The sequence below is a fragment of the Lactobacillus amylolyticus genome (assembly GCF_003999355.1).
GTDB lineage: Bacteria > Bacillota > Bacilli > Lactobacillales > Lactobacillaceae > Lactobacillus > Lactobacillus amylolyticus.
In genome coordinates this window covers 647,292-668,049 of the sequence record NZ_CP031835.1, presented here as the reverse complement: position 1 = coordinate 668,049, position 20,758 = coordinate 647,292, and the positions used below count along the sequence as shown (strand labels likewise).

The following is a 20,758-nucleotide window of genomic DNA, read 5'->3' as shown; positions in this document are numbered from 1 at the left end:
AGGTTAATATGTCAAAAAGATCTGAAAGAAAAGAAGAACATCTGGCATTGGCCCAGATGTTTTTTAATAAACAAAAAGAAAATAGTTTTGATCAAATGCACCTGCTTCGTCCAACTTTACCAGAAAGCAAAGTTGATCAAGCTTCAATTAGAACCAGTTTCTTGGGCAAAGAAGTTTCTGCCCCCTTTTTCATTGAAGCAATGACAGGTGGTTCTGAGAAATCCAAAAAAATAAATCGGCAATTAGGCAGCGTTGCTGCAAAAGAAAATATTGCTTTGGCTCTAGGGTCAGCCAGTATCTTGGTTAAAGAAAATGAGCAATTGTCCAGCTTTACGGTTGCACGTGAGCAGGATCCAGATGGTCTTTTATTTGCCAATGTCAATCCCCTCACCCCAGCATCGGACGCTGCGAAAATCGTTCAAGAATTGCAAGCTGACGCTTTGCAGATTCATTTGAATGTAGTCCAGGAAGCAGCAATGCCTGAAGGCGAACGCGACTTTTGCTGGCTAAATAATATGCTTGAAATTAGACAAGCAGTTACCGTTCCAATTATCATTAAGGAGGTTGGGTTTGGCTTTGATCAAGCTTCCTTGAAAAAATTAAAAGATGTTGGTTTTGATCTTTTCGATATTGGTGGAATGGGTGGTACAAATTTTGCCCAAATCGAAAATAGCCGTAATCAATACAATCTGTCCTATTTGTCATCTTTAGGATTGCCAACCGTTATTACCAGCTTAATTGCGGAAAAAATGCAATTGGATTTTTTTGTTTCTGGCGGTGTACGCAATCCTCTGGATGTTTTAAAGGGACTTGCTTTAGGAGGAAAATTAGTTGGCATTGCCAATACCTTTTTGCAACAGTTAATGCAGCATGATACAGAGGGCTTAATTGAAGAAATACAAGAATGGAAAAAGGAATTAGCCATCTTGCTAGCGGTATTTGGCAAAAATGATGTAAATTCCTTGTCTTCCCTCAAACGCTATTATGATTTACCTTTAAAAAATCAAATTGATCAAATAATTTAACATAAAATTTGATATTACAAAAAGAGTGCTATTGACTAGCACTCTTTTTAATTTTGCAATAACTTCAAAATTTCTTTTTGAACTGCGCTCTCATTATTTGAACCAATAATTTGATCAGAAGCTCTTTTTGCTTCAGGCAAAGCATATCTAGTAACGTAGCTATGACCAACGTATTCAAGCATCCCTACATCATTGCCACTGTCGCCAAAAGCAATCATCTCATTTGGCTTTATTCCTAATCGCTGCGCTAAATACTCTAACCCTTTTGCCTTATTCATGCCTTTTTGTTGCATATCAATTGAATCTGCAGCTCCAGAAACAATCGTAAGTTCAGGATATTTTTTAACCAATTTAGCCAATAATTCAGGCATCACATCTACTGGAACAGTTAAAGAAATTTTGAAAATCTTATCTTTGATTTCAGATAAAGATTTTACAACGGTCAATTTTTCAAAATATTTCTTCATTTCGTTGTAATATTTTGTACCGTCCTGTTCACGAATATATGCACTCGCTAAGCCAGCTACAACAACAGGATAAGAGTAACTGCTAGCTATTTTGAACATTTTCTGAACTTCTTGATCGCTCAATGATTCAACATGCAGAACTTGTCTGCCTTTAACTACTAATGCTCCATTTTCAGCAACATAATACAAGTCATCAGCAGTCTTATTTGATATAGTTCACGATCATAATCCTGATGATCATTAAGCCATGTTCCATCCATGTCGGTTGCAATTAGTTTAATCATCTTATTAACCTTTCATTGTTCTTAAGCCTTTAGGATAAAAATTCTTTAGCACGCCATTTCCCGTAATTTTACCAAAACTAAAAATAAAGTCATGATAGGCAACTAATACGAAGCCACGCAATTCTGACTTTACGCGTAGTGTCTCACCATGCAAATATTTCCGGTATTCTTCATTGCTTTGCAGTTCGACAACCTGTGTTTGGTCAACTTGTGCCAATACTTCAGCTAGCTGATGACCCGGCTCAAACCGTTTTTTTTTCAGTAAACCTAATTCAACGCCATTATTGATAACCTTGAGTCCTTTAGTACTCTGCTTATAAGCTGGAATGAACACATGATCATGACTGACGAGAGCCTTCGATGGCCAATCAGTTAAAAAGTCTGGCAGGTTAAAATTGCTGAGGACCTTTTCAACCCAGTCGCGTTCATCTTTGTTTAAAATAGCGGAACGTTTTTTCTTCTTCTTTTTCTTTTCTTTTTTTGAATCAATTGGTGAACTCTCACCAGGCATACGCAAAACTGCAACAAACTGTCCTTCACCTAGGTCATCTTGTGGCCAAAACCGAAGAGTACGATCGAGCTCCGGTAAATTGTCATCAACAAATCTGGCTTGTCCGTGACTTATTTTTTCTGATTCAACCTGCGTTGGTTCAATCGTCATTTGAAAGGTCTTTACTAACCAAGCAACGATTTCTTCATCTTCTTCAGGTGAAAAAGTACAAGTTGAATAAACTAGTTTACCTCCTGGTCTAAGCGTTTTAACCGCTTCGGTCAGAATTTCTTGTTGTTTTTTTTGGCAAGTTAAAACATAGTCAGGTGACCAATAAGAAACTGCATCTGGATTTTTACGAAACATCCCCTCCCCGCTGCATGGTGCATCCACTAAAATAACGTCAAAAAATTCAGGAAAAACTTTAGCCAAAGCAAAAGAATCATCATTTGTGATTAAAGCATTGCTAATGCCCCAACGTTCAAGATTTTCACGTAATGCTTTTACTCTAACGCTGGAGATTTCATTTGCGACCAATAAACCGGCATTTTGCAATGCTTCACCTAATGCCGTTGTTTTCCCGCCAGGTGCAGCACACAAATCCAAGACTTTTTGTCCCGGCTCGATTTGTGCTAAATAAGCAGGAAACATTGCTGCTGGATCCTGAGAATAAACTGTCCCACTTACCCATTCGGGGTCTTCACCTTTGACTTCACCATAATAAGCATTGGGAATAAAAGGAACTGCCTGTGCATTTGAATAAGAAACTTTTTGATGAGCTTTCAACGAATTAATTCGGTAAGCCTTCTTCGTTTCTTGATTCATACTTTCAAAGAGAGCAGCTGCCTTTTCTTTTCCTAGCAGTTTTTGATATTTTTCAATAAATGAATCAGGTAAGTTAAGCATGATGATGCTCCTTCCAATGCAAGAATAACCAAGTGACTACATATGCAAAAATTGCAGCCAGCCAATTTAAGAACAAAAGTAGAATCAAGTGATTTACTTTGCTAAAGAAGCCTAAATATCGAAGCAGAATATAGGCAACAATTGCTAGCAAACTTTCAATTAAAATGAGCCGCAGTCCGTGATTAACCAGCCAGTTTTTATACAGACTGCCTTTCAAATGTGTTAGTTTTACCTGCTTGCGCTGCATTAATGCAATTAACAAATTGGCACCCATTGCCACCAGCCATAGCAAAATAATCAAAATGATTTCTCTGATAACTGAGAAGCGATATAATTGGTGCTTTTTAACAAAAGTGGGCATTGTAATTTTTCCATTATACTGTTTAGCAATCTTTTTAACAGCCGATAAATGCGCTGCATCAATGACAATACGATAATTCTTTAAGTTTGCATTAGCTGTTGGCTGATTAACGCCAGTTGTTAAATAATATTGCGTTTGCTGACTTTGATGATAATTCTTAAGCTCGCCAATTACTGAATAATAGCGTTTATGATAGAGAATATAGCGATTACCTTGTCGCTCAATCACATTTTTCTTGGTATCTGGACCCAAAACTGCGAAAGAGACTTGACCTTCAAAGTCATCAGCCTGAAAGTAGCATCCACTTTGCGTTGGTAAAGACCGCAAAGAATGATTTGACCAAACCAAAATTTGCTGCTTATCAATTCGATTATCCAAATGAAGTTGAATATGCTCTTTAGGATATTTCTTTTTGAGGTACTTTAGAAAAGCACTTATTTTTTCATTTTTGTTCGTGTAAAAATAGCGCGTATTATTATCCAGCCCGTGAGCTTCAAGCAACTGATCTGCTTCACGAGATTGAACATTGGACAACATAAAGCCTGCTCCCAAAAAGGTTAGAAAAACGATTAAAATAAATGATATTTTTTCCCAATTCATATTCTTTTTATCTCGTATATTTTTTCATCAATAAAATCATAGCTGACAAATGAACGATTTATTGTTTTCAAATTCTGATCGTTAATAAAATTCATCTTTTGCCAAAATTCTGGTGAATTAGTTGCTCCATCTTTTTCGCCAATAAAAAGCAAATGAGCATCGCTGCAGTTTTTCCAGGTCTTTACTACCGCTAAATCGCTTTGACCAAAATTAGGCGACCAGGAACAAATAATCACATCTGTTTTGGGATATTTTTTAATTGCGCGGACAGCGTCCAAATCTTCAACCTTTTCAAAAATTTGGCTGCCAGTATTTGAGGTCTTTGCCCATTCCAAATTATCCGTAGCAGTGGTTTTAACACCTACACTGTTTAATGCTTTTGACCAATAAGCATTGCCAGCCATAATTTCCAGTGCCGTTTTGGCGTGCAATTTTTCTTTTATCAAATGGGCAGTTTTCAGATTAGGCAAACTCCATATCCCATATTGCAGCGATAAATATTGCCGCAGTCCATTTAATAAATGGTTGATTACAGTCAATTGCTCGCGTTTTACTTCTCCCACGGAATCTAAAATATTTTCAAATTCATCAGGTTCTAATCCTAATTTTTGAGGAGCCTGAGCCAATATCTTTTTCGCAGAGACAGTGACAATAATTTGATTAACCTCTTCTACCTGTTGGTGAACCATCGGACTATTTAATTGCCTGTCTAAGTGGTTTAATTTTTCTAAATACTTTGTCATGATCGAATTCCTTAATAATGATTTTACCATTCAATCATATTTAAATCAGTTATAATAGTAAGAGTATATAAAAGGAGAGATTAAATGGCAAAAAATGCTAAAGATCTTAAACAAAATAGCAATGACAATGAAAGTTTAGGACGCTTTGTTCTTGAAATTATTATCATGATGGCTGTTTTGATAGGCATTTATTATCTGATTTTTAGTTTCGTTCTGTCTAATGAAACTGTTTCGGGACCATCAATGCAGCCAACATTTGAAAGTAATGATCGAGTGATCGCGGTTAGACATTTTACATTGAAGCGGAATGATATTGTCATTTTAAAAGCTCCGGACGAAAAAAACGCTTTATATATTAAGCGGATAATTGGCCTCCCCGGAGATATGGTTACCAGCAAAAATGATAAGCTCTATATTAATGGTAAACAGGTTTCTGAAGCGTATTTAAATAATAGTCTAAAGAAAGCCGCTAATAAGAATGGCACGCTTTATACAAATAACTTTACTTTGAAAAAACGAGTTCCTAAAAACTGCTATTTTGTCATGGGTGATCATCGAAATGTTTCTAAAGATTCACGCTATTTTGGCTTTGTAAAGCGCAGTGCAATCGTTGGCAAAGTTAAACTGAGATATTGGCCACTTAATCAGTTGAAAATTTTCTAAAAACATTATTCAATGTGATCTTTCACTTTATGTTAAAATTGAACTGTAAGGAGATTCATTATGAACGAACAAGAAGAATTATCTGATGCAATTATTGATTACCAAGTTAAGCATCATGTAAATGATACTGATTTGGCTTTTGCTAGTCACCTTTCAGTTGAGAAAGTTCATGCAATGAAGACCGGCGATGGCGAATTTACCGATGAAGAAGTCAACCAGTTATATGATTACATGTCAGCTAATGCTTAAGTAAAAAAAGTTCCCAAGGCAAATGCCTTGGAAACTTTTTTTGTCTATTTTTGTCCTTCTTCTTTTAATTCCTTCTCTTTTGCATCAAAGCCAGAGTGATGAATTTTTACTTTACGATCACCAATATAAATTTCAATACAGGTCCATAACAGCAATGCAGCGATCACAACAATTACAAAGTAAGCAATAATCGTTGACACTTCTTTGGAAGCAAATTTAAAATTGACAAATTGACTTGGTAAATTGTATAAATTTAAGAAAGTTAAAACTAGTGCACAAGCCCAACCAAGATAATGCCATAAGGGCTTATTTTTAAACTCGCCCATTTCAGCTTTATTATTAGTCATTATCAGCAGTGGTAAAACTGAGAATGGTAACGCGAAGGCTAAGAAAACCTGTGAATTTTCCATCAGCATATTTAATGCAAAGTGTTGTTGCATTACGGAATCATTCATTGTAAATGAAACACATAGGAGCACCGGAATAACTGATAACAGACGGGTGACTAATCTTCTTGCCCAGAGTGGCATTTTTAAGTGAATATAGCCTTCCATAATGACCTGTCCTGTAAGTGTACCGGTGATAGTTGAATTCTGTCCAGAAGCCAAGAGAGCAACGGCGAACAGCGTCGAAAGGATACCAGTTCGTGCAACATGAACCAGCAACGGATCGCTCAGCATTTTGGCATTGTCCAAAGCCTGATAAAGACCAAAGAATGAAGAATCGCGAACAGCTCCACTCTTGAAGACAGCAGCTCCCATAATGAGAAGTAAGGCATTTACTAAAAAAGCCAAGGATAATTGGATATTTGAATCCAGAGCTGTATATTTTACGGCATCGCGAATGAGCTGCAAATTATGGTGATTAATTTTTCTCGTCTGTGAAATCGCAGAGTGAAGATACAGATTATGCGGCATAACAGTTGCACCAATAATCCCTAGCGTTCCAGTTAAGGGCGAAATACCGCCGACTACGGGATGCGTTTGAATAATTTTTGCGCTTGGAACTAAACCGACAAATGCCTTGCTCCAATCAGGATTTGACAGCAAAACCTCATATACAAAAACGAGCAAAATAACCAAGATCAAACAGGAAACAACTGCTTCGATTTTTCTAAAGCCAATTCTAGCTAATAGCAGCAACAATAAGACATCAAGTACCGTAATAAAAACAGCCGGTACCAAAGGAATATCAAATAAAAGATTTAGCGCAATCGCGGCACCAATAACTTCAGCAATGTCAGTTGCCATAATTGCCAATTCAGTCATTAGCCATAAGACGATGCCGAGAGCTTTTCCTGTACGCAGTCGAATTGCCTGTGCCAAATCCATTTGCGTAACGATTCCTAATTTGGCAGCCATGTATTGAAGAAGCATGGCCATCAAACTTGAAATTAGAATCGTCGACATTAGAATATATTGAAAACTTTGACCGCCGGTAATTGAAGTTGCCCAATTACCCGGATCCATATAGCCAACAGCCACAAGTGCACCAGGGCCGGTATAGGCCCACAGCATGCGCCAAAAGGTACGCTTTTTGGGAATTTCAATAGTGCCATTAATTTCTGACAGTGATTTTCCATTCGCATATCTAATTAAATAATGTTTTCCTTTTTGCTTCGTTAATAAGACCTTCCTAGAACAAATAAATGTTTCTGTATTCTATTGTAGACTTTTCATATAAAAAAGATCATTCTCTTTGTGAAAAGAAAATGATCTATCCGTTAATTATTGTTAGCTTTAGACTCAACATATTTGTTATAAAGCCGGACTCCTAAAACAATGCAGCAAAAAGCATGATGACAAATGGATATATAAATTGAATCACGTTTAAATAAATAGTATTAGCCTCAGTCATTTGACTTGGGACTGCCATAAAACGTCTTTCTGCTCTTTCCCAATATGCATTAATTACACCATTAATTAAATTTGCTAAGTATACTCCGGCGACAACTATAATTACCGTAGATAGCCAGCGAATTAGTTTTTTATTATGTGATGGCAAAACATCAGCGATAGTTTGAGAAGAAAAATTAACGAAAGAAATAAAAGTCATAATTAACACGCCACCAGATTGAGACACATCTCCAATCCTTTTGGGTCACCGCTGTTAATCCAAAAAGCTGTTACGCCCTTCCAAAAATTCTGTGTTGAGAAACTATTGGAAGTGACAAATGACGTGGCACCATTAAGTAAAGAAAGTACTAAAATTTGTGAAATAAAAATCACGATACAGTTCAAAAGAGTGCTAGTAATATTAGCTAAAAACAATTTGCTATCAGAAATTGGAATTAGCCGCCAAGTTTGACTGAATTGCCATTTTTCATTTTTGAAGATAACCCATCCTAAAAAGACAAGATCAAAGATCATTGTTGTTTGAATGACAATGGCGTATGGGATCAGCCAGCCTGTGAAATGCTCATATCCCAGTAGGCTGTATTTGTTATGAGAGACGATAATGAAAAGTGAGTAAAAAATCACAACTAAAGCTTGCACAGACAAAAAGAATTTTACATATCGGTTTCTGCGATGGAACAACTCCGTGCAAGCTTGTTTAAAAGTAGTCATATCTATCCCCCTACTTTTCTAATTATTTTGCTTTGCTTCAACGAATTTATCAATCAAGGCATAGTTGGCAGCACCAAAGATCAGATCAAAAATCAACAATTCAATAGTCTCTGGCATAAAGCTGGATGCAAATGAACTATCTTTGAAGAACCATGGATTGCTGTAAATTTCACCGAACATGTTCATTGCCCAGATCACCGAGTAAACGATGACAATCAATACGATTGCTCTAATGACGAAAACAATAAATTTGTTTGACATCATTGGCAAAAAGTCGACGATGGCGCGACTAGTGAAATGCAAGAATGAAATAATGACATACCAGAAAAGACCCAGCAAAATCATGAATAAAATTAAGACTAAGAAATCACCAATATTAACGTCAGCCCAATGATCAACAACGGCCTCCTGATGCAGAGCATAAGCAATTGCTTTTCTAATTCCATTACTTGAGGCATAAGCAATCAAACAGCCAATTAAACCAACAATTGATTGCATAATAACTAAGTAAATGAAACTACAAAATGAACTCAAAGTGTTGCAGAGATAGATCTTACCATAACTCATTGGCACCAAACGCCAAGTTTGACTGCAGTTAATCTTTTCATTTTTCCAAGCAGTTAAAAGCAAGTAAGCAAAGTCGGCTATGAAACTGTACATCAGAAAAATCACAATATACATTAAAATCCAAGCTGGAAGCCAAGGAATTTTGTTGCCAAACATTTGTGCACTTTTAAAGTTAGGCGTCGTAGTTGCCGTAATAAACAAAGTTACTAAAGCCACTGCAACTTGAATTAAAAATACTATATAGGCTGGCTTGCTCTTTTGTTTAAATAATTCTCTGAATAAAGTCCAAAACTTAGTCATAATTACTCATCCTCGCCTTCGTATAAACCTTCATAGTATCCCTCAATACTCTTATGTTCTTCACGAATCTCATCAGCCGTTTTATGAGCAAAAACGGTATTATTCTTGATTACGACAACTTCATCAAGCAAGGCAGCAATTTGATCTACAAAGTGATCCGAAATTAAAATAGTTGACTGTTCGCTCTTCCAAAGAATAATCGAGTTGATAATTCGCTTACGAGCCATTGGGTCAATCCCTGCGAATGGTTCATCCAAAAGATATAAGTCTGCTTGCCTGGCAAAATTTAAAGCAATAATAAGTTTCTCTCGCATCCCGCGCGATAATTGACTTAACTTCATATCAGGATCCAATTTCATAAATTTGCGTAGTTCATCAAATTCGTTCTCATCAAAATCATTAAAGATATTAACGTAGAAGTTTACGACATCGCCAATTTTGGTTGATTCTGAGAAACCAGTCAGGCCATCGGTAAATGACAAAAAAGACTTTCTTTTTGCCACATCATTAGTGTCTTTTAAGGTAACACTTCCCTTATAATTCTTGGCTACGCCGGCAATAATTCGCATCAAAGTAGTTTTGCCTGCCCCATTTTCTCCTAGCAGGGCCACAATTTTTCCAGGTTTTAAACTTAAATTAACATCTCGCAAAATTAACTTTTGATTCTTTTTATAACTTAAATCCTTAATTGTTAGTAGGTCTTTCATTTTTATTCCCCTCCAAGTACTTACTTAATGCTGGTACTAATTCCTCTTTTTTAAGTCCTAAACGCATCATGTTTTGCACGAATTGCTCTAACTGACCATCTATCAGTGACTGCTTAGTCTGTTTCAATAAATCCGTATCTTCCGTGACGAAATTTCCTTCACCACGTTTCGTATAAAGAATGCCTTGATCATTCATTTGCTGCAAAGCGCGTTGAACCGTATTAACATTGACAGTTAACTCAACGGCCAGTTTTCGCACTGATGGAATTTTTTCGCCGGCTTTAAGTTTTCCCATTGCAATTTGGCGGTACAAATACTGTTCAATTTGTAAGTAAATTGGGATGTTATCCTTAAATTCCATATTCTCACCTCTTGCTTACTGTATTATATATCTATCACACTATTATAGTACAAAAAATATTTTGTCTTTGCAAGTCCTTAAGCTTAGCCAAATGTTCCACGAGTGTGATTTTTTACAATCCAAAAATAAAAGCCACCAGCAAACACTGCTATTAAAGTATTTGTTGGTGGTTTATTTTACTATTACAATTTCAGTGCATAACTTTTAAGCAAACTTAAATCAGCTGTTTTAGCCTGACATAATAGTCTTCTTAGCTGACAAGCAATATTGCTTGCAAAAGCTGCTTTTTTACTAAAAATGTTTCATTATTTTGCACGTTCAGCATTTAATTCAGCCATTTTCAGCATAACATCGACTGTCTTGTACATTGACTCCAAGACAGTGTATTCATATCGACCATGCATGTTTTCTTCGCCTGCAAAAATATTTGGACATGGCAGACCCATATAAGTTAACTGTGAACCATCTGTACCGCCACGTACTGGATCTTCGTTAATTTCCAATCCTTCGGCCTTGTATGCATCACGAGCCAAATCTACGATATCCATATGTTTTTTCAACTCATCGGCCATATTGTAATACTGATCATTCATCTTTAGCTTGATGCGTTCTGTGCCAAATTCATCGTTCATCTTTTTAACGATTTCTTTGACTAAATTCTTGCGCTTTTCAAGGCCTTCACGTTCAAAGTCACGGATGATGTAATCCATATGCGCATTATCAACAGTGCCCTTTAAATCTAATAAGTGATAAAAGCCTTCTCTGCCTTCGGTGTTTTCAGGACGATCATGTTCAGGAAGCTGGTTATGAAAATCAATTGCTACTTGAACCGAATTGATCATCTGGCCCTTAGCTACAGCTGGGTGAACGTTAACGCCTTGAATATCCAAACTAAATTGTGCAGCTGAGAATGTGCCCCAATCAAGTTTGCCCGGTGCTTCACCATCGACCGTGAAAGCAAAATCAGCTCCAAAGTCCTTTACATCAAAATGTTCTGCTCCAGTACCGATTTCTTCATCCGGTGTGAAGGCCAAACGAATCTTACCGTGTTTAATTTCAGGATGGTTCATTAAATATTCGGCGAAGGTCATTAATTCAGAAATTCCACATTTGTCATCCCCACCAAGCAAAGTATCACCTGAAGCAGTAATAATTGTTTGTCCTTTGTATTTCTTCAAATTTGGAAAGACTTCTGGATCAAGGTAAAATTCAGAATCGCCTAATTGAATTTTGCTTTCGCCATCATAGTTTTCATGAATCTGTGGTTTGACATTTTCCGATTCAAAATCAGCAGTATCACAGTGTGCTAAAAATCCCATAACAGGCACATCATAATCAACATTTGATGGGATTTCTGCAATCACGCAGCCAGCCTTCTGGTTGTAATGAATATCGCTTAAACCTAATTTTTCAAGGTCTTTCATCACAACATTCTTTTGAAAGTTCTCTTCTCTTTCAGTTGATGGAAAACGATCAGCATGTTCGTCAGAACGTGAATTGACCTTAACATATTTTAAAAATCTGGGCAGCAAGTTTGGATATTCCATAATTATCTCCTTTTAAAATAAATCTTCAAACGGGTTGGTTGATACTTCAGAAAGTTCAACGCCAACCTGCCAGTTGTTCTCTTGATTCCATTTTTTCAAACGATCATAGACCTTGTATTTAAACAGTTTTTCGGTGTAATGTCCTGGGTCTACTACGGTTAAACCAGAAGAGATCATATCATGACCAACGTGGTAATAAACATCCCCAGTAATAAAGGCATCTAAGCCTTCATCAACAGCACGGTGCCAAAATTTGCCGCCATCACCACAAATAAAGGCTACGGTTTTCACCTTTTTATCATCACTAGCAGTAATGAGTCGAGCCATTTTGATATTCATTTTTTCCTTTACATAATAAGCAAATTCCTTAGCTGTCATTTCTTTAGGGAGTTCACCTTTACGTCCAATTGCGATTCCGTCTTCATCAGGCGCAAATGGTTCGAGATTTTTTAAACCGAGTTCTTCAGCTTGCCAATCGGCAGATCCGTCTTGCGCCTTATCGGAGTTGGTATGAATTGAATAAACGGTAATACCGTTCTTGATAATATTGCCATACATTGCATTCTGAGGGTCTGCAAAATCCAAATTTCTTGCTGGCCTAAACATTACTGGATGGTGACTGACGATAAAATCAACGCCCTTATCAACCGCTTCTTCAACCACTTGTGGCCGGACATCTAAGGTAGTCATAACTTTGGTTACAGGAGCCTCCATTGATCCAATCTGCATTCCGACGGGATCACCCTGACTAGCTATCTCTTCGGGAAAATCTTGACGTAAGCGGGCAACGATATCTTTAACTTTAGTCATTTAATTCCTCTTTAATTAACTCAGTTAAATGATTAATATGATTAATTCGTTCAACATTTTTGTTTTTAGCTTTATTTAAACTGACCAGCAGTTGCTGATAATATGATAATTGTCTTTGCCATTTTTGCTTAAAAATTGGTTCTTTCGCCTTTAAAATCAATGGACCAAATAATAATTCTTTTTCGGTTAATGGCACAATTTGATTAATTTTTTTTGCTTTAATCAATTCATAAGTATGACCAGCTTCCGCTATTAGCCGTTCTTGGACAATTTGATAGCCGTGAATCATAATCCAGCCTCTGACTTCAGGTTCACCAATATTAGCTTCAAGAACCAATGTTGGAAACTTCAAACTGCGCAACCAAGCAGTATTTAATATCTCCGTCATGAGTTTGCCACCCATCCCGGCAATTACCACTGTATCAATTTGATCAGCTGCTGAAACAGTATCCAACCCATTACCCAGCCTAGTTTCAATCTGATTTTCAAAACCGGCTTTCCTAATATCCTCTTGGGCATTTTTTATTGGTCCTTGTCCAATGTCACTGGCAATGGCATAGTTAATTTTTCCAGTTTTAACTAATTCAATTGGTAAATAAGCATGATCCGTCCCAATATCAGCCACTCGGCTTCCAGGATCAACCATGTTCGCTAAGCTTTTTAGACGTAAATTCATAATTCCTCTAATTTAATTAATTTTTATTTGTTTTATGCAAATTATACCATTTTCACGGCCTCACTTTTAATAAGAAAAATAAGAATAATGCTAAAATTTGCCAAGCGCTTTTGTTACAATTAATTCAGAAAGCGGGTAATTATGAGTAGAACAGAACCTGTTACTTTAACCAACATGTGTATGGTTAAAAATAAAGACAAAATATTAGTTTTAGATCGCAATGATCGCGTGTGGCCAGGCCTCACCTTTCCTGGCGGTCATGTTGAAAGCCATGAATCTTTTCATGATTCTGTCGTCCGAGAATTAAAAGAAGAAACGGGTTTAACAATTAAAAATCCAAAAATGGTTGGCGTAAAGCAATTCTACGATCATGACGATCACCGTTATTTAGTATTCTTCTATATTTGTGATCAATTTTCAGGGACAGTAAAAGCTTCTAATGAAGGAAGCTTAAAATGGATGACAAAGCAAGAATTGATGCAACACAAATTAGCTTATAATTTTGATCGTGATTTACCTGTTTACTTCGATTCTGAAATCAGTGAACACATTCTTGACGGAAAACGAGATGAATTGTTCTAATGAAAAAGATCTCGCGCATTTTGCTAGCAATTGGAATTATTGCAATCGTTATTTTTGCTGCGCAGCCCCTGTGGCGGTCAAATAGTTTCTTTAATCCAGTCCATCATACTAGTCAAGTTAGGAAAAAAAGTGTAACCAAGAAAAAGAAAAAATATGTCCCAACCTGGGGTTATCCCTTTAAACGTTTATATAAAAAGAAAATCAAATTTAAGAGTGGACAAAAATATGGTGAAACCGATGTCTTAAGACGAACAAGTCCAAAAAGCTATTTTCATGATGGTTATGATTTTGGTTTTTCTGAAGTAGGACATAAGGCTGTTCTTGCGGTACATGCGGGTACTGTTCACCGCGTTCATTATCGTGCAGGGATGGGACTTTACGTTTGGATCATCAGTAAAGATGGATATGTAGAAATTTATCAGGAAGGTTTCTTAAATAACTACGATATTTACGTCAAAAAAGGTCAGCATGTTAAATTAGGACAAAAAATCGGCAAACTTACCGGATCGCATATTCACTTAGGAATTACTAAGACTGATAAACATTATATTGATAAACATGGAGATCCATGTGGCAATTGGTGGAAAAATAATGGCACTTGGCTAAATCCAATGAAGATTATTAACGATGATTTAGCTAAAGCGGGCAAACATTATCAATAAAAAAAGCATCATAGCTATGCCTTAACGGCAATAGTTATGATGCTTTTATTTTCTTATTATTTCTAAACTATCTTAGTCCAAGAAATCCTTTAATTGGTTTGAGCGACTTGGGTGACGCAGTTTGCGCAATGCTTTAGCTTCAATCTGACGAATCCGTTCACGAGTAACGCCAAAGACTCTACCTACTTCTTCTAAAGTACGAGTACGACCATCATCTAGACCAAACCGTAAACGCAAAACGTTTTCCTCACGATCAGTCAATGTATCAAGCGTTTCCTCCAATTGTTCCTTCAACATTTCGTAAGAAGCATGTTGTTCAGGACTAGTAGCTTCCTTATCTTCAATAAAGTCACCTAAGTGTGAATCGTCTTCTTCACCAATTGGCGTTTCCAAAGATACAGGTTCTTGAGCAATTTTTAGAATATCACGAACCTTGTTAGTTGGCATATCCATTTCGGCACCAATTTCTTCTGGAGTTGGTTCACGACCCAAGTCTTGCAGCAATTGACGTTGAATTCTAATCAATTTATTGATTGTTTCAACCATGTGAACCGGAATTCTGATAGTTCTAGCTTGGTCGGCAATCGCACGAGTAATGGCCTGTCTGATCCACCAAGTAGCATAAGTTGAGAACTTGAATCCTAAACGGTAGTCAAATTTATCTACGGCCTTCATAAGACCCATGTTACCCTCTTGAATTAAATCTAGGAAGGACATTCCACGACCAACATAACGTTTAGCTATCGAAACAACCAAACGTAAGTTAGCTTCAGCCAATTCTTGCTTAGCTTCTTCATCGCCATTTTCAATTCTTTTGGCCAAAGCAATTTCTTTATCAGCATTAAGAAGTGGAACACGACCGATTTCCTTCAAATACATCCGAACAGGGTCATTCATTCGAACGCTGGAAGGAGCTGACATATCCTCTAATTCTTTCTTTTCAATATCTTTTTGCTTCTTTAAAGCTAATTTAGATGGATCACCATTCTTATCAACAATACTGATCCCATTATCTTCGAACTCTTGGACAAGTTGATCAACAGCCTTGCCTTGTAAGTTATAAGGCTCAATTAAACGGTCAGTAAAGTCTTGCTCTATGATTTCCTTGCTCTTCTTAACATCTTTAACGACTTTTTTAACCATCTTATCTAAAGGTAGTTTGTTTGTTTGTTCTGCCACTAAAAAAGCCTCCTCTATTAGCCCTTGATTCTCTTTAATTGCAAAATCTTTTGCGTCAAATTCAAGATTTCTTGATTGTCATTTCGACGTTCGGCATCCTCAATTTTATTTTTTAACTTATTCAGTTGTGAATTGATATCGCGCTTTTTAAGTGAACTAATGATCTCATCGATTTCACGACCAGAAAAATCTTGGGGCATCTCTCTCATTTCAGCATTTACTATTATACCTTGAAGTTGCTCAGGAATAAAATCTAAGAAACTATTAATTGTGGTTTCTTCATGAGTTTGAATAAATTTTAGCCATAATTCTGCGATTTGCGCATAATCTTGATCAGGAAACAGAAAATGCTGCTCCAAAATATAATCTCGTGCTTGTTCAGAATGCATAAATAGATAAAGCAACCGCGTCTGTGCTGAGTCATATTTTGGTTGTACCGTATCTTGATTATCTTCAAATTCTACAGGATTAGTAGTTTCTTTCCTATTATTTGGTTGATAGCGTCCTTTATTGCGATTCGCGCGAAACAAACGGCGGCGTTCGCGCATTAAGTTAATCTTCAGTGAATCTTTTGAAACGCCCTGCTGCTTAGCAAGCTTATCAATGTATAAATCCTGCTCAACTGGATTGCTTAACTGAGCAATCTGCTTAACGGCTTCACTTAAGAATGTAATTCGTTCTCGGTCATTTTTTAAGTTATACTTTTTCGCTAAGCGTTTTAAGAAAAAGTCGGTCGGAGACAATGCACCTTTGACTTCTTCCAAATACTTTTCTGCCCCGTATTTTTTGACATATTCGTCAGGATCGAGTTTTTCCGGTAGAACGACAATCCCCAAATTAAAGCCGCCAGCTTGTTGGAACATTTTTGCTGCACGTTCTTCAGCATGAACGCCAGGATCATCACCATCATAATTAACGATAATATTGCGTGAAGTTCTTTTTAGCATATAAACTTGCTGATCAGTCAAACTTGTCCCCATAGAAGCAATTCCAGAATGAACGCCTGCTTTATATGCTGAAATTACGTCCATATAGCCTTCATATAAGACAAGGTGCCCTTCACGCCGAGCCGCCTTTTTGGCCTCTGAGAAATGAAAAAGTGCCTTTGACTTAGTGAAGATTTCAGTTTCAGGACTGTTCATATATTTGGCTTCAGTTTTGTCCTGAGAAATTCGTCGACCAGAAAAGCCAATAACCTTACCACTTTCATCGCCTAATGGAAACATTAAACGATCACGGAAACGATCAAACAAACGGCCATCTTTGCTTTGGATAAACAAGCCACTTTTTGCCAAATTATCGTCGCTATAGCCTTTGCCTCGCAAATAAGTTAGCAGGACATTCTCAGAATTTGGAGCATAACCAATTTGAAAATGATCCAACAATTCTTCAGAAAGCTCACGCTCACGGGCGTATTTCATCCCCCGCTCACCAGCCTGCGTAGTCAGCAAGACATGATGATAAAAGCTGGTAGCATCCTGATGAATTTTCAGCAACGGACTCATTTGTACCGGTGTTTGACCATAGCTGCTCGGCATTGGAATGTGAGCAAAATTGGCGACTTGTTCTACGCTCTCTGGAAAAGTGAGATTATCCTTATACATCAAGAATTTAAATACGTTTCCGACCTTACCACAGCCAAAACATTTAAAAAATTGCTTTTCTTCATTAACCGTGAACGAAGGTGTTTTTTCTTGATGAAAAGGGCAAAGACCAATATAGTCTTTGCCTTTCTTTTCAAGCGAAACATATTGGCTGATGACATCAACAATATTTACGTTGTTTCGAACTTCATTAATAAAATCTTCTGGAATTCGACCAGCCATTGAGAATCACCTATTCTTTTATTATTTGATAACTAATTTGCTTAAGTCACCCAAACGATCTGCTAAGACACTAACTTGACTAAGTTGAGCTAAACGATTGTTCCTAACTTTTTTGTCTTTAGCCATAATCATATTAGTATCGAAGTAACGATCAATTACTGGCTGCAATTGAACGAAACCTTGGTACAAATCAGCCAAGTTTTGAATTTCTTGCAAGTTTTGAATACCTGCAAATAATTCATTTTCACTAGCATCCTCGAACAAGTTTTCATCAACTTCGGCTTGTTTGTTATTGAACTTAGCCTTCTTCAAAATATTGTCAATTCTAGTCAAGCTTTCAACAACTGGCTTAAATTCGGCATCATCGTGGTGTAAGCCAAGTACCTTGGCAGCTGATAAGATTTCGCTTGGATCTTGTTGACTTGAAGCAAGAACAGCATCGATAACATCATACTTAAAGTTGTTCTTTTGCAAGTATTGCTTAATTCTGTCACGAATGAAGAGCGCAATTTGTTCGTCTTCTTCATTGGTCTTTGGCAATTTAGCTGGTGTCTTACCATCTACCAATTCTACAATTTCAGGCAAAACTTGGTTAAATGGCAATGACCATTTTTGATTCAATAAAATTCTTACAATTCCGTAAGCATTACGACGCAGTGCATATGGGTCGTTTGAAGAACTTGGAATCATACCTGCGCCAAAGAAAGTAAGAATGGTATCAATCTTATCAGCAACAGACAATAATGAACCAACAGTAGTTTCTGGAAGTTCGCCTTCAGCAGTAGTTGGCATGTAGTGTTCTTTAATAGCAACAGCTACTTCTTCATTTTCGCCTGCTAAACGAGCGTAGTGCATTCCCATTACACCTTGAAGTTCAGCAAATTCACCAACCATTTGGGTAACAAGGTCAAATTTGTAAAGTTCTGAAGCTCTATCAAAGTCCTTAACTACGTTTTCATCTAAATTCCAACGCTTGGCAAGATAATCACCGATTAAGCGAACACGCTTCATCTTTTCAGCCATTGAACCAATCTTGTCGTGGAAGGAAACATTCTTCATCTTATCAACGAAATGACTTAATGGATACTTGCGGTCTTCGTCATAGAAGAATTGAGCGTCATCCAAACGTGCAACCAAAACCTTTTCATTACCTGAAATAACATTATCCAAGTAATCCTTATTACCATTTCTGACAGCAATAAAGTGATTGATCAGCTTGCCGTTTTGATCATAGACTTCAAAATAACGTTGATTATCCTTCATTGAAGTAATTAAAACTTCATCTGGAATATTCAAATATTTTTCATCAAAGCTACCAACAAAAACAGTTGGATATTCTACCAAGTTGGTAACTTCTTCAAGCAAGTTCTTATCTTCTTTAACCTTCCAGTTGTTTTTCTTAACCAAATCATTCATTTGGTTGACAATCATGTCTTTACGTTCTTTAGCATCGACAATCACAAATTGGTCTTTCAATGCTTCAACATAATCATCAGCATTGGCCAAAACAACTGAGTCACCTAAGAAACGATGGCCCTCGGTTTTACGGCCTGCGGTAATATCCAAAATCTTAACTGGAATGACATCACTGTCATAAAGAGAAACGAGCCAGTGGATTGGACGAACAAATTCAAAGTCATTTGAATCCCAGCGCATCTTGGTTGGGAAGGTCATGTCCTTGATGATATCGCTCATGCCAAGCAAGATATCGCTTGCTTTTTTACCCTCTTTTTGAACATGAACATAAGCATATTCAGTTCCTTTAAGTTCTTCAAAGTAAATATCATCAGTAGTTATGCCTTGACCGCGAGCAAAACCTTGAGCAGCCTTGGTCCAGTTGCCGTCTGCATCTTGTGCAATCTTCTTTGCAGGGCCTTTTTTAACTTCATCGATATCGTCTTGCTTTTCGGCCAAGTCTTCAACCAAAATTGTTAAACGACGAGGAGTTGAATAAGTCTTGATATCTTTGAATTTTAAGCCATTTTCTTTTAAAAATTTCTTGGTTCTGTCAGCCAATTGCTTCACACTGCGAGAAACAACGTGAGCTGGCATTTCTTCAGTACCAATTTCAAATAAATAATCTTTAGCCATTTTCAACGCCTGCCTTCTTGTCTTGTGCATTCTTGAGAAGTGGGAAGCCACGCTTTTCACGTTCTTCAACAAACTTAACTGCTACTTCGTGAGCTAAGTTTCTGATTCTGGATAAGTAGCCAGCACGTTCAGTTACTGAAACGGCACCACGTGCATCCAGCAAATTGAAGGTGTGTGAACATTTCAAAATGTAATCATATGCAGGGTGAACCAAGTTTTGATCAAGAAGACGTTTAGCAGTTGCTTCGTAAATATCAAAGAATTTAAGCAATTGTTCTTGGTTTGATTCTTCAAAAGCATATTTTGAGTGTTCATATTCAGGTTGCTTAAAGATATCACGATAAAGCACGCCATTGCCCCATTCAAGATCAAATACTGAATTTACATCTTGAATGTATGAAGCCAATCTTTCAACACCGTATGTAATTTCACTCATAGTTGGTTTGACATCAAGTTCACCGACAACTTGGAAATAAGTAAACTGACTAACTTCCATGCCGTCAAGCCAAACTTCCCAACCAACACCGGCACAACCCATTGATGGGTTAGCCCAGTTGTCTTCAACGAAACGAATATCGTGTTCCAGTGGATCAATTCCTAAAACTTTCAAAGAGTCCAAATAGTATTGTTGAATATCCTTTGGAGCTGGTTTAATAACTACCTGGAACTGGTGGTGTTGGAATAAACGGTTTGGGTTTTCACCATAACGACCATCTGCAGGTCTTCTTGAAGGTTCTACATAACATGCTGCCCATGGTTCTGGACTAACAGCACGAAGAAAAGTGTAAGGACTCATCGTACCTGCACCTTTTTCAACGTCATATGAAGGCATAATCATACAACCTTTTGAAGACCAGAATTGTTCCAGCTTAAAGATCATATTTTGAATATTTAATTTCTTATCTGCCATTTTTCCATTTCCTTCCTGCGCTAGGCCATAAAAAAAGCCTATGCAAAATTTTGCATAGGGACGAATATTATCGCGGTTCCACCCTAATTCAGGAAGTATTCTTCCTGCTCTTAATTAATTTGACTAGAGGCGCCTTTTCCTAGATGTCCTTCCACCATACGACATTCGCTAAAACTAGTACTTTT

At 37.1% G+C, this 20,758-nt stretch carries 21 protein-coding genes and 1 pseudogene; 5 read left to right on the top strand and 17 right to left on the bottom strand.

Annotation, left to right across the window (positions count from 1 at the left end):
- Positions 1-8: 8 nt before the first annotated feature.
- Entirely contained in the window at positions 9-1,025 is a 1,017-nt protein-coding gene (gene fni / locus D0Z64_RS03430; protein ID WP_127345607.1) for a type 2 isopentenyl-diphosphate Delta-isomerase, read from the top strand.
- Positions 1,026-1,072: 47 nt separating this feature from the next.
- On the opposite strand, the pseudogene D0Z64_RS03425 reads toward fni, so the two are convergent.
- The 4 genes and pseudogenes from D0Z64_RS03425 to D0Z64_RS03410 form a co-directional block, all read right to left on the bottom strand.
- Positions 1,073-1,776 (bottom strand): annotated as a pseudogene (locus D0Z64_RS03425) (HAD-IIB family hydrolase).
- 4 nt (positions 1,777-1,780) lie between these two features.
- Positions 1,781-3,172 (bottom strand): RsmB/NOP family class I SAM-dependent RNA methyltransferase, encoded by a 1,392-nt coding sequence (locus D0Z64_RS03420; RefSeq protein ID WP_127345606.1) that lies wholly within the window; start codon positions 3,170-3,172, stop codon positions 1,781-1,783.
- Complete coding sequence (locus tag D0Z64_RS03415) at positions 3,165-4,070, bottom strand: hypothetical protein (RefSeq protein ID WP_241244179.1); 906 nt, start codon at positions 4,068-4,070, stop codon at positions 3,165-3,167. Before D0Z64_RS03415 ends, D0Z64_RS03420 begins: the two co-directional genes overlap by 8 nt.
- 59 nt (positions 4,071-4,129) lie before the next feature.
- On the bottom strand, positions 4,130-4,876 hold the full coding sequence (locus D0Z64_RS03410) for an SAM-dependent methyltransferase (RefSeq protein ID WP_127345604.1): 747 nt from the start codon (positions 4,874-4,876) through the stop codon (positions 4,130-4,132).
- 84 nt (positions 4,877-4,960) lie between these two features.
- Between D0Z64_RS03410 and lepB the strand changes: the two genes are divergently transcribed.
- Together lepB and D0Z64_RS03400 are read left to right on the top strand one after the other, a co-directional pair.
- Positions 4,961-5,539, top strand: a complete 579-nt coding sequence (lepB, locus tag D0Z64_RS03405) for a signal peptidase I (protein WP_006351178.1) — start codon at positions 4,961-4,963, stop codon at positions 5,537-5,539.
- Positions 5,540-5,599: 60 nt separating this feature from the next.
- On the top strand, positions 5,600-5,788 hold the full coding sequence (locus tag D0Z64_RS03400; RefSeq protein ID WP_006351179.1) for an LBP_cg2779 family protein: 189 nt from the start codon (positions 5,600-5,602) through the stop codon (positions 5,786-5,788).
- A 44-nt stretch (positions 5,789-5,832) separates the two neighbouring features.
- On the opposite strand, the gene D0Z64_RS03395 is transcribed toward D0Z64_RS03400, so the two are convergent.
- The 9 genes from D0Z64_RS03395 to D0Z64_RS03355 form a co-directional block, all read right to left on the bottom strand.
- The gene (locus tag D0Z64_RS03395; RefSeq protein ID WP_080881380.1) at positions 5,833-7,434 is read right to left on the bottom strand and encodes an Nramp family divalent metal transporter; all 1,602 of its coding nucleotides are present in this window, start codon (positions 7,432-7,434) and stop codon (positions 5,833-5,835) included.
- Positions 7,435-7,561: 127 nt separating this feature from the next.
- Positions 7,562-7,843 (bottom strand): hypothetical protein, encoded by a 282-nt coding sequence (locus D0Z64_RS03390; RefSeq protein WP_080881379.1) that lies wholly within the window; start codon positions 7,841-7,843, stop codon positions 7,562-7,564.
- 2 nt (positions 7,844-7,845) lie between these two features.
- A complete protein-coding gene (locus D0Z64_RS03385) occupies positions 7,846-8,355 on the bottom strand; it encodes a hypothetical protein (RefSeq protein WP_006351182.1) in 510 nt (169 codons plus the stop codon).
- A gap of 18 nt (positions 8,356-8,373) precedes the next feature.
- Positions 8,374-9,222, bottom strand: coding sequence for a hypothetical protein (locus D0Z64_RS03380; RefSeq protein WP_127345603.1), 849 nt, complete (start codon positions 9,220-9,222; stop codon positions 8,374-8,376).
- A gap of 2 nt (positions 9,223-9,224) precedes the next feature.
- The gene (locus tag D0Z64_RS03375) at positions 9,225-9,929 is read right to left on the bottom strand and encodes an ABC transporter ATP-binding protein (RefSeq protein WP_080881377.1); all 705 of its coding nucleotides are present in this window, start codon (positions 9,927-9,929) and stop codon (positions 9,225-9,227) included.
- Positions 9,907-10,290, bottom strand: coding sequence for a GntR family transcriptional regulator (locus tag D0Z64_RS03370; RefSeq protein ID WP_006351185.1), 384 nt, complete (start codon positions 10,288-10,290; stop codon positions 9,907-9,909). The genes D0Z64_RS03375 and D0Z64_RS03370 overlap by 23 nt, the downstream gene beginning before the upstream one ends.
- 305 nt (positions 10,291-10,595) lie before the next feature.
- Positions 10,596-11,837 (bottom strand): peptidase T, encoded by a 1,242-nt coding sequence (pepT, locus tag D0Z64_RS03365; RefSeq protein WP_127345602.1) that lies wholly within the window; start codon positions 11,835-11,837, stop codon positions 10,596-10,598.
- Positions 11,838-11,849: 12 nt separating this feature from the next.
- Positions 11,850-12,647 carry a Nif3-like dinuclear metal center hexameric protein gene (locus D0Z64_RS03360; protein WP_006351188.1) on the bottom strand — a complete coding sequence of 266 codons (798 nt, stop codon included), beginning with the start codon at positions 12,645-12,647 and terminating at the stop codon, positions 11,850-11,852.
- Positions 12,640-13,323 carry a tRNA (adenine(22)-N(1))-methyltransferase gene (locus tag D0Z64_RS03355; protein WP_006351189.1) on the bottom strand — a complete coding sequence of 228 codons (684 nt, stop codon included), beginning with the start codon at positions 13,321-13,323 and terminating at the stop codon, positions 12,640-12,642. The genes D0Z64_RS03360 and D0Z64_RS03355 overlap by 8 nt, the downstream gene beginning before the upstream one ends.
- Before the next feature lie 141 nt (positions 13,324-13,464).
- Between D0Z64_RS03355 and D0Z64_RS03350 the strand changes: the two genes are divergently transcribed.
- Both D0Z64_RS03350 and D0Z64_RS03345 read left to right on the top strand, forming a co-directional pair.
- Positions 13,465-13,905, top strand: a complete 441-nt coding sequence (locus D0Z64_RS03350; RefSeq protein WP_127345601.1) for an 8-oxo-dGTP diphosphatase — start codon at positions 13,465-13,467, stop codon at positions 13,903-13,905.
- Entirely contained in the window at positions 13,905-14,567 is a 663-nt protein-coding gene (locus D0Z64_RS03345; RefSeq protein ID WP_127345600.1) for a M23 family metallopeptidase, read from the top strand. Before D0Z64_RS03350 ends, D0Z64_RS03345 begins: the two co-directional genes overlap by 1 nt.
- 72 nt (positions 14,568-14,639) lie before the next feature.
- On the opposite strand, the gene rpoD is transcribed toward D0Z64_RS03345, so the two are convergent.
- The 4 genes from rpoD to glyQ are packed head-to-tail and all read right to left on the bottom strand — an operon-like array spanning position 14,640 to position 20,573.
- Positions 14,640-15,710 (bottom strand): RNA polymerase sigma factor RpoD, encoded by a 1,071-nt coding sequence (gene rpoD, locus D0Z64_RS03340; protein WP_050776625.1) that lies wholly within the window; start codon positions 15,708-15,710, stop codon positions 14,640-14,642.
- Positions 15,711-15,763: 53 nt separating this feature from the next.
- Entirely contained in the window at positions 15,764-17,572 is a 1,809-nt protein-coding gene (gene dnaG, locus D0Z64_RS03335; protein ID WP_127345598.1) for a DNA primase, read from the bottom strand.
- Positions 17,573-17,593: 21 nt separating this feature from the next.
- Positions 17,594-19,663 carry a glycine--tRNA ligase subunit beta gene (gene glyS / locus D0Z64_RS03330; protein WP_080881893.1) on the bottom strand — a complete coding sequence of 690 codons (2,070 nt, stop codon included), beginning with the start codon at positions 19,661-19,663 and terminating at the stop codon, positions 17,594-17,596.
- A complete protein-coding gene (glyQ, locus tag D0Z64_RS03325) occupies positions 19,656-20,573 on the bottom strand; it encodes a glycine--tRNA ligase subunit alpha (protein ID WP_040456556.1) in 918 nt (305 codons plus the stop codon). Before glyQ ends, glyS begins: the two co-directional genes overlap by 8 nt.
- Between the last annotated feature and the right edge of the window lie 185 nt (positions 20,574-20,758).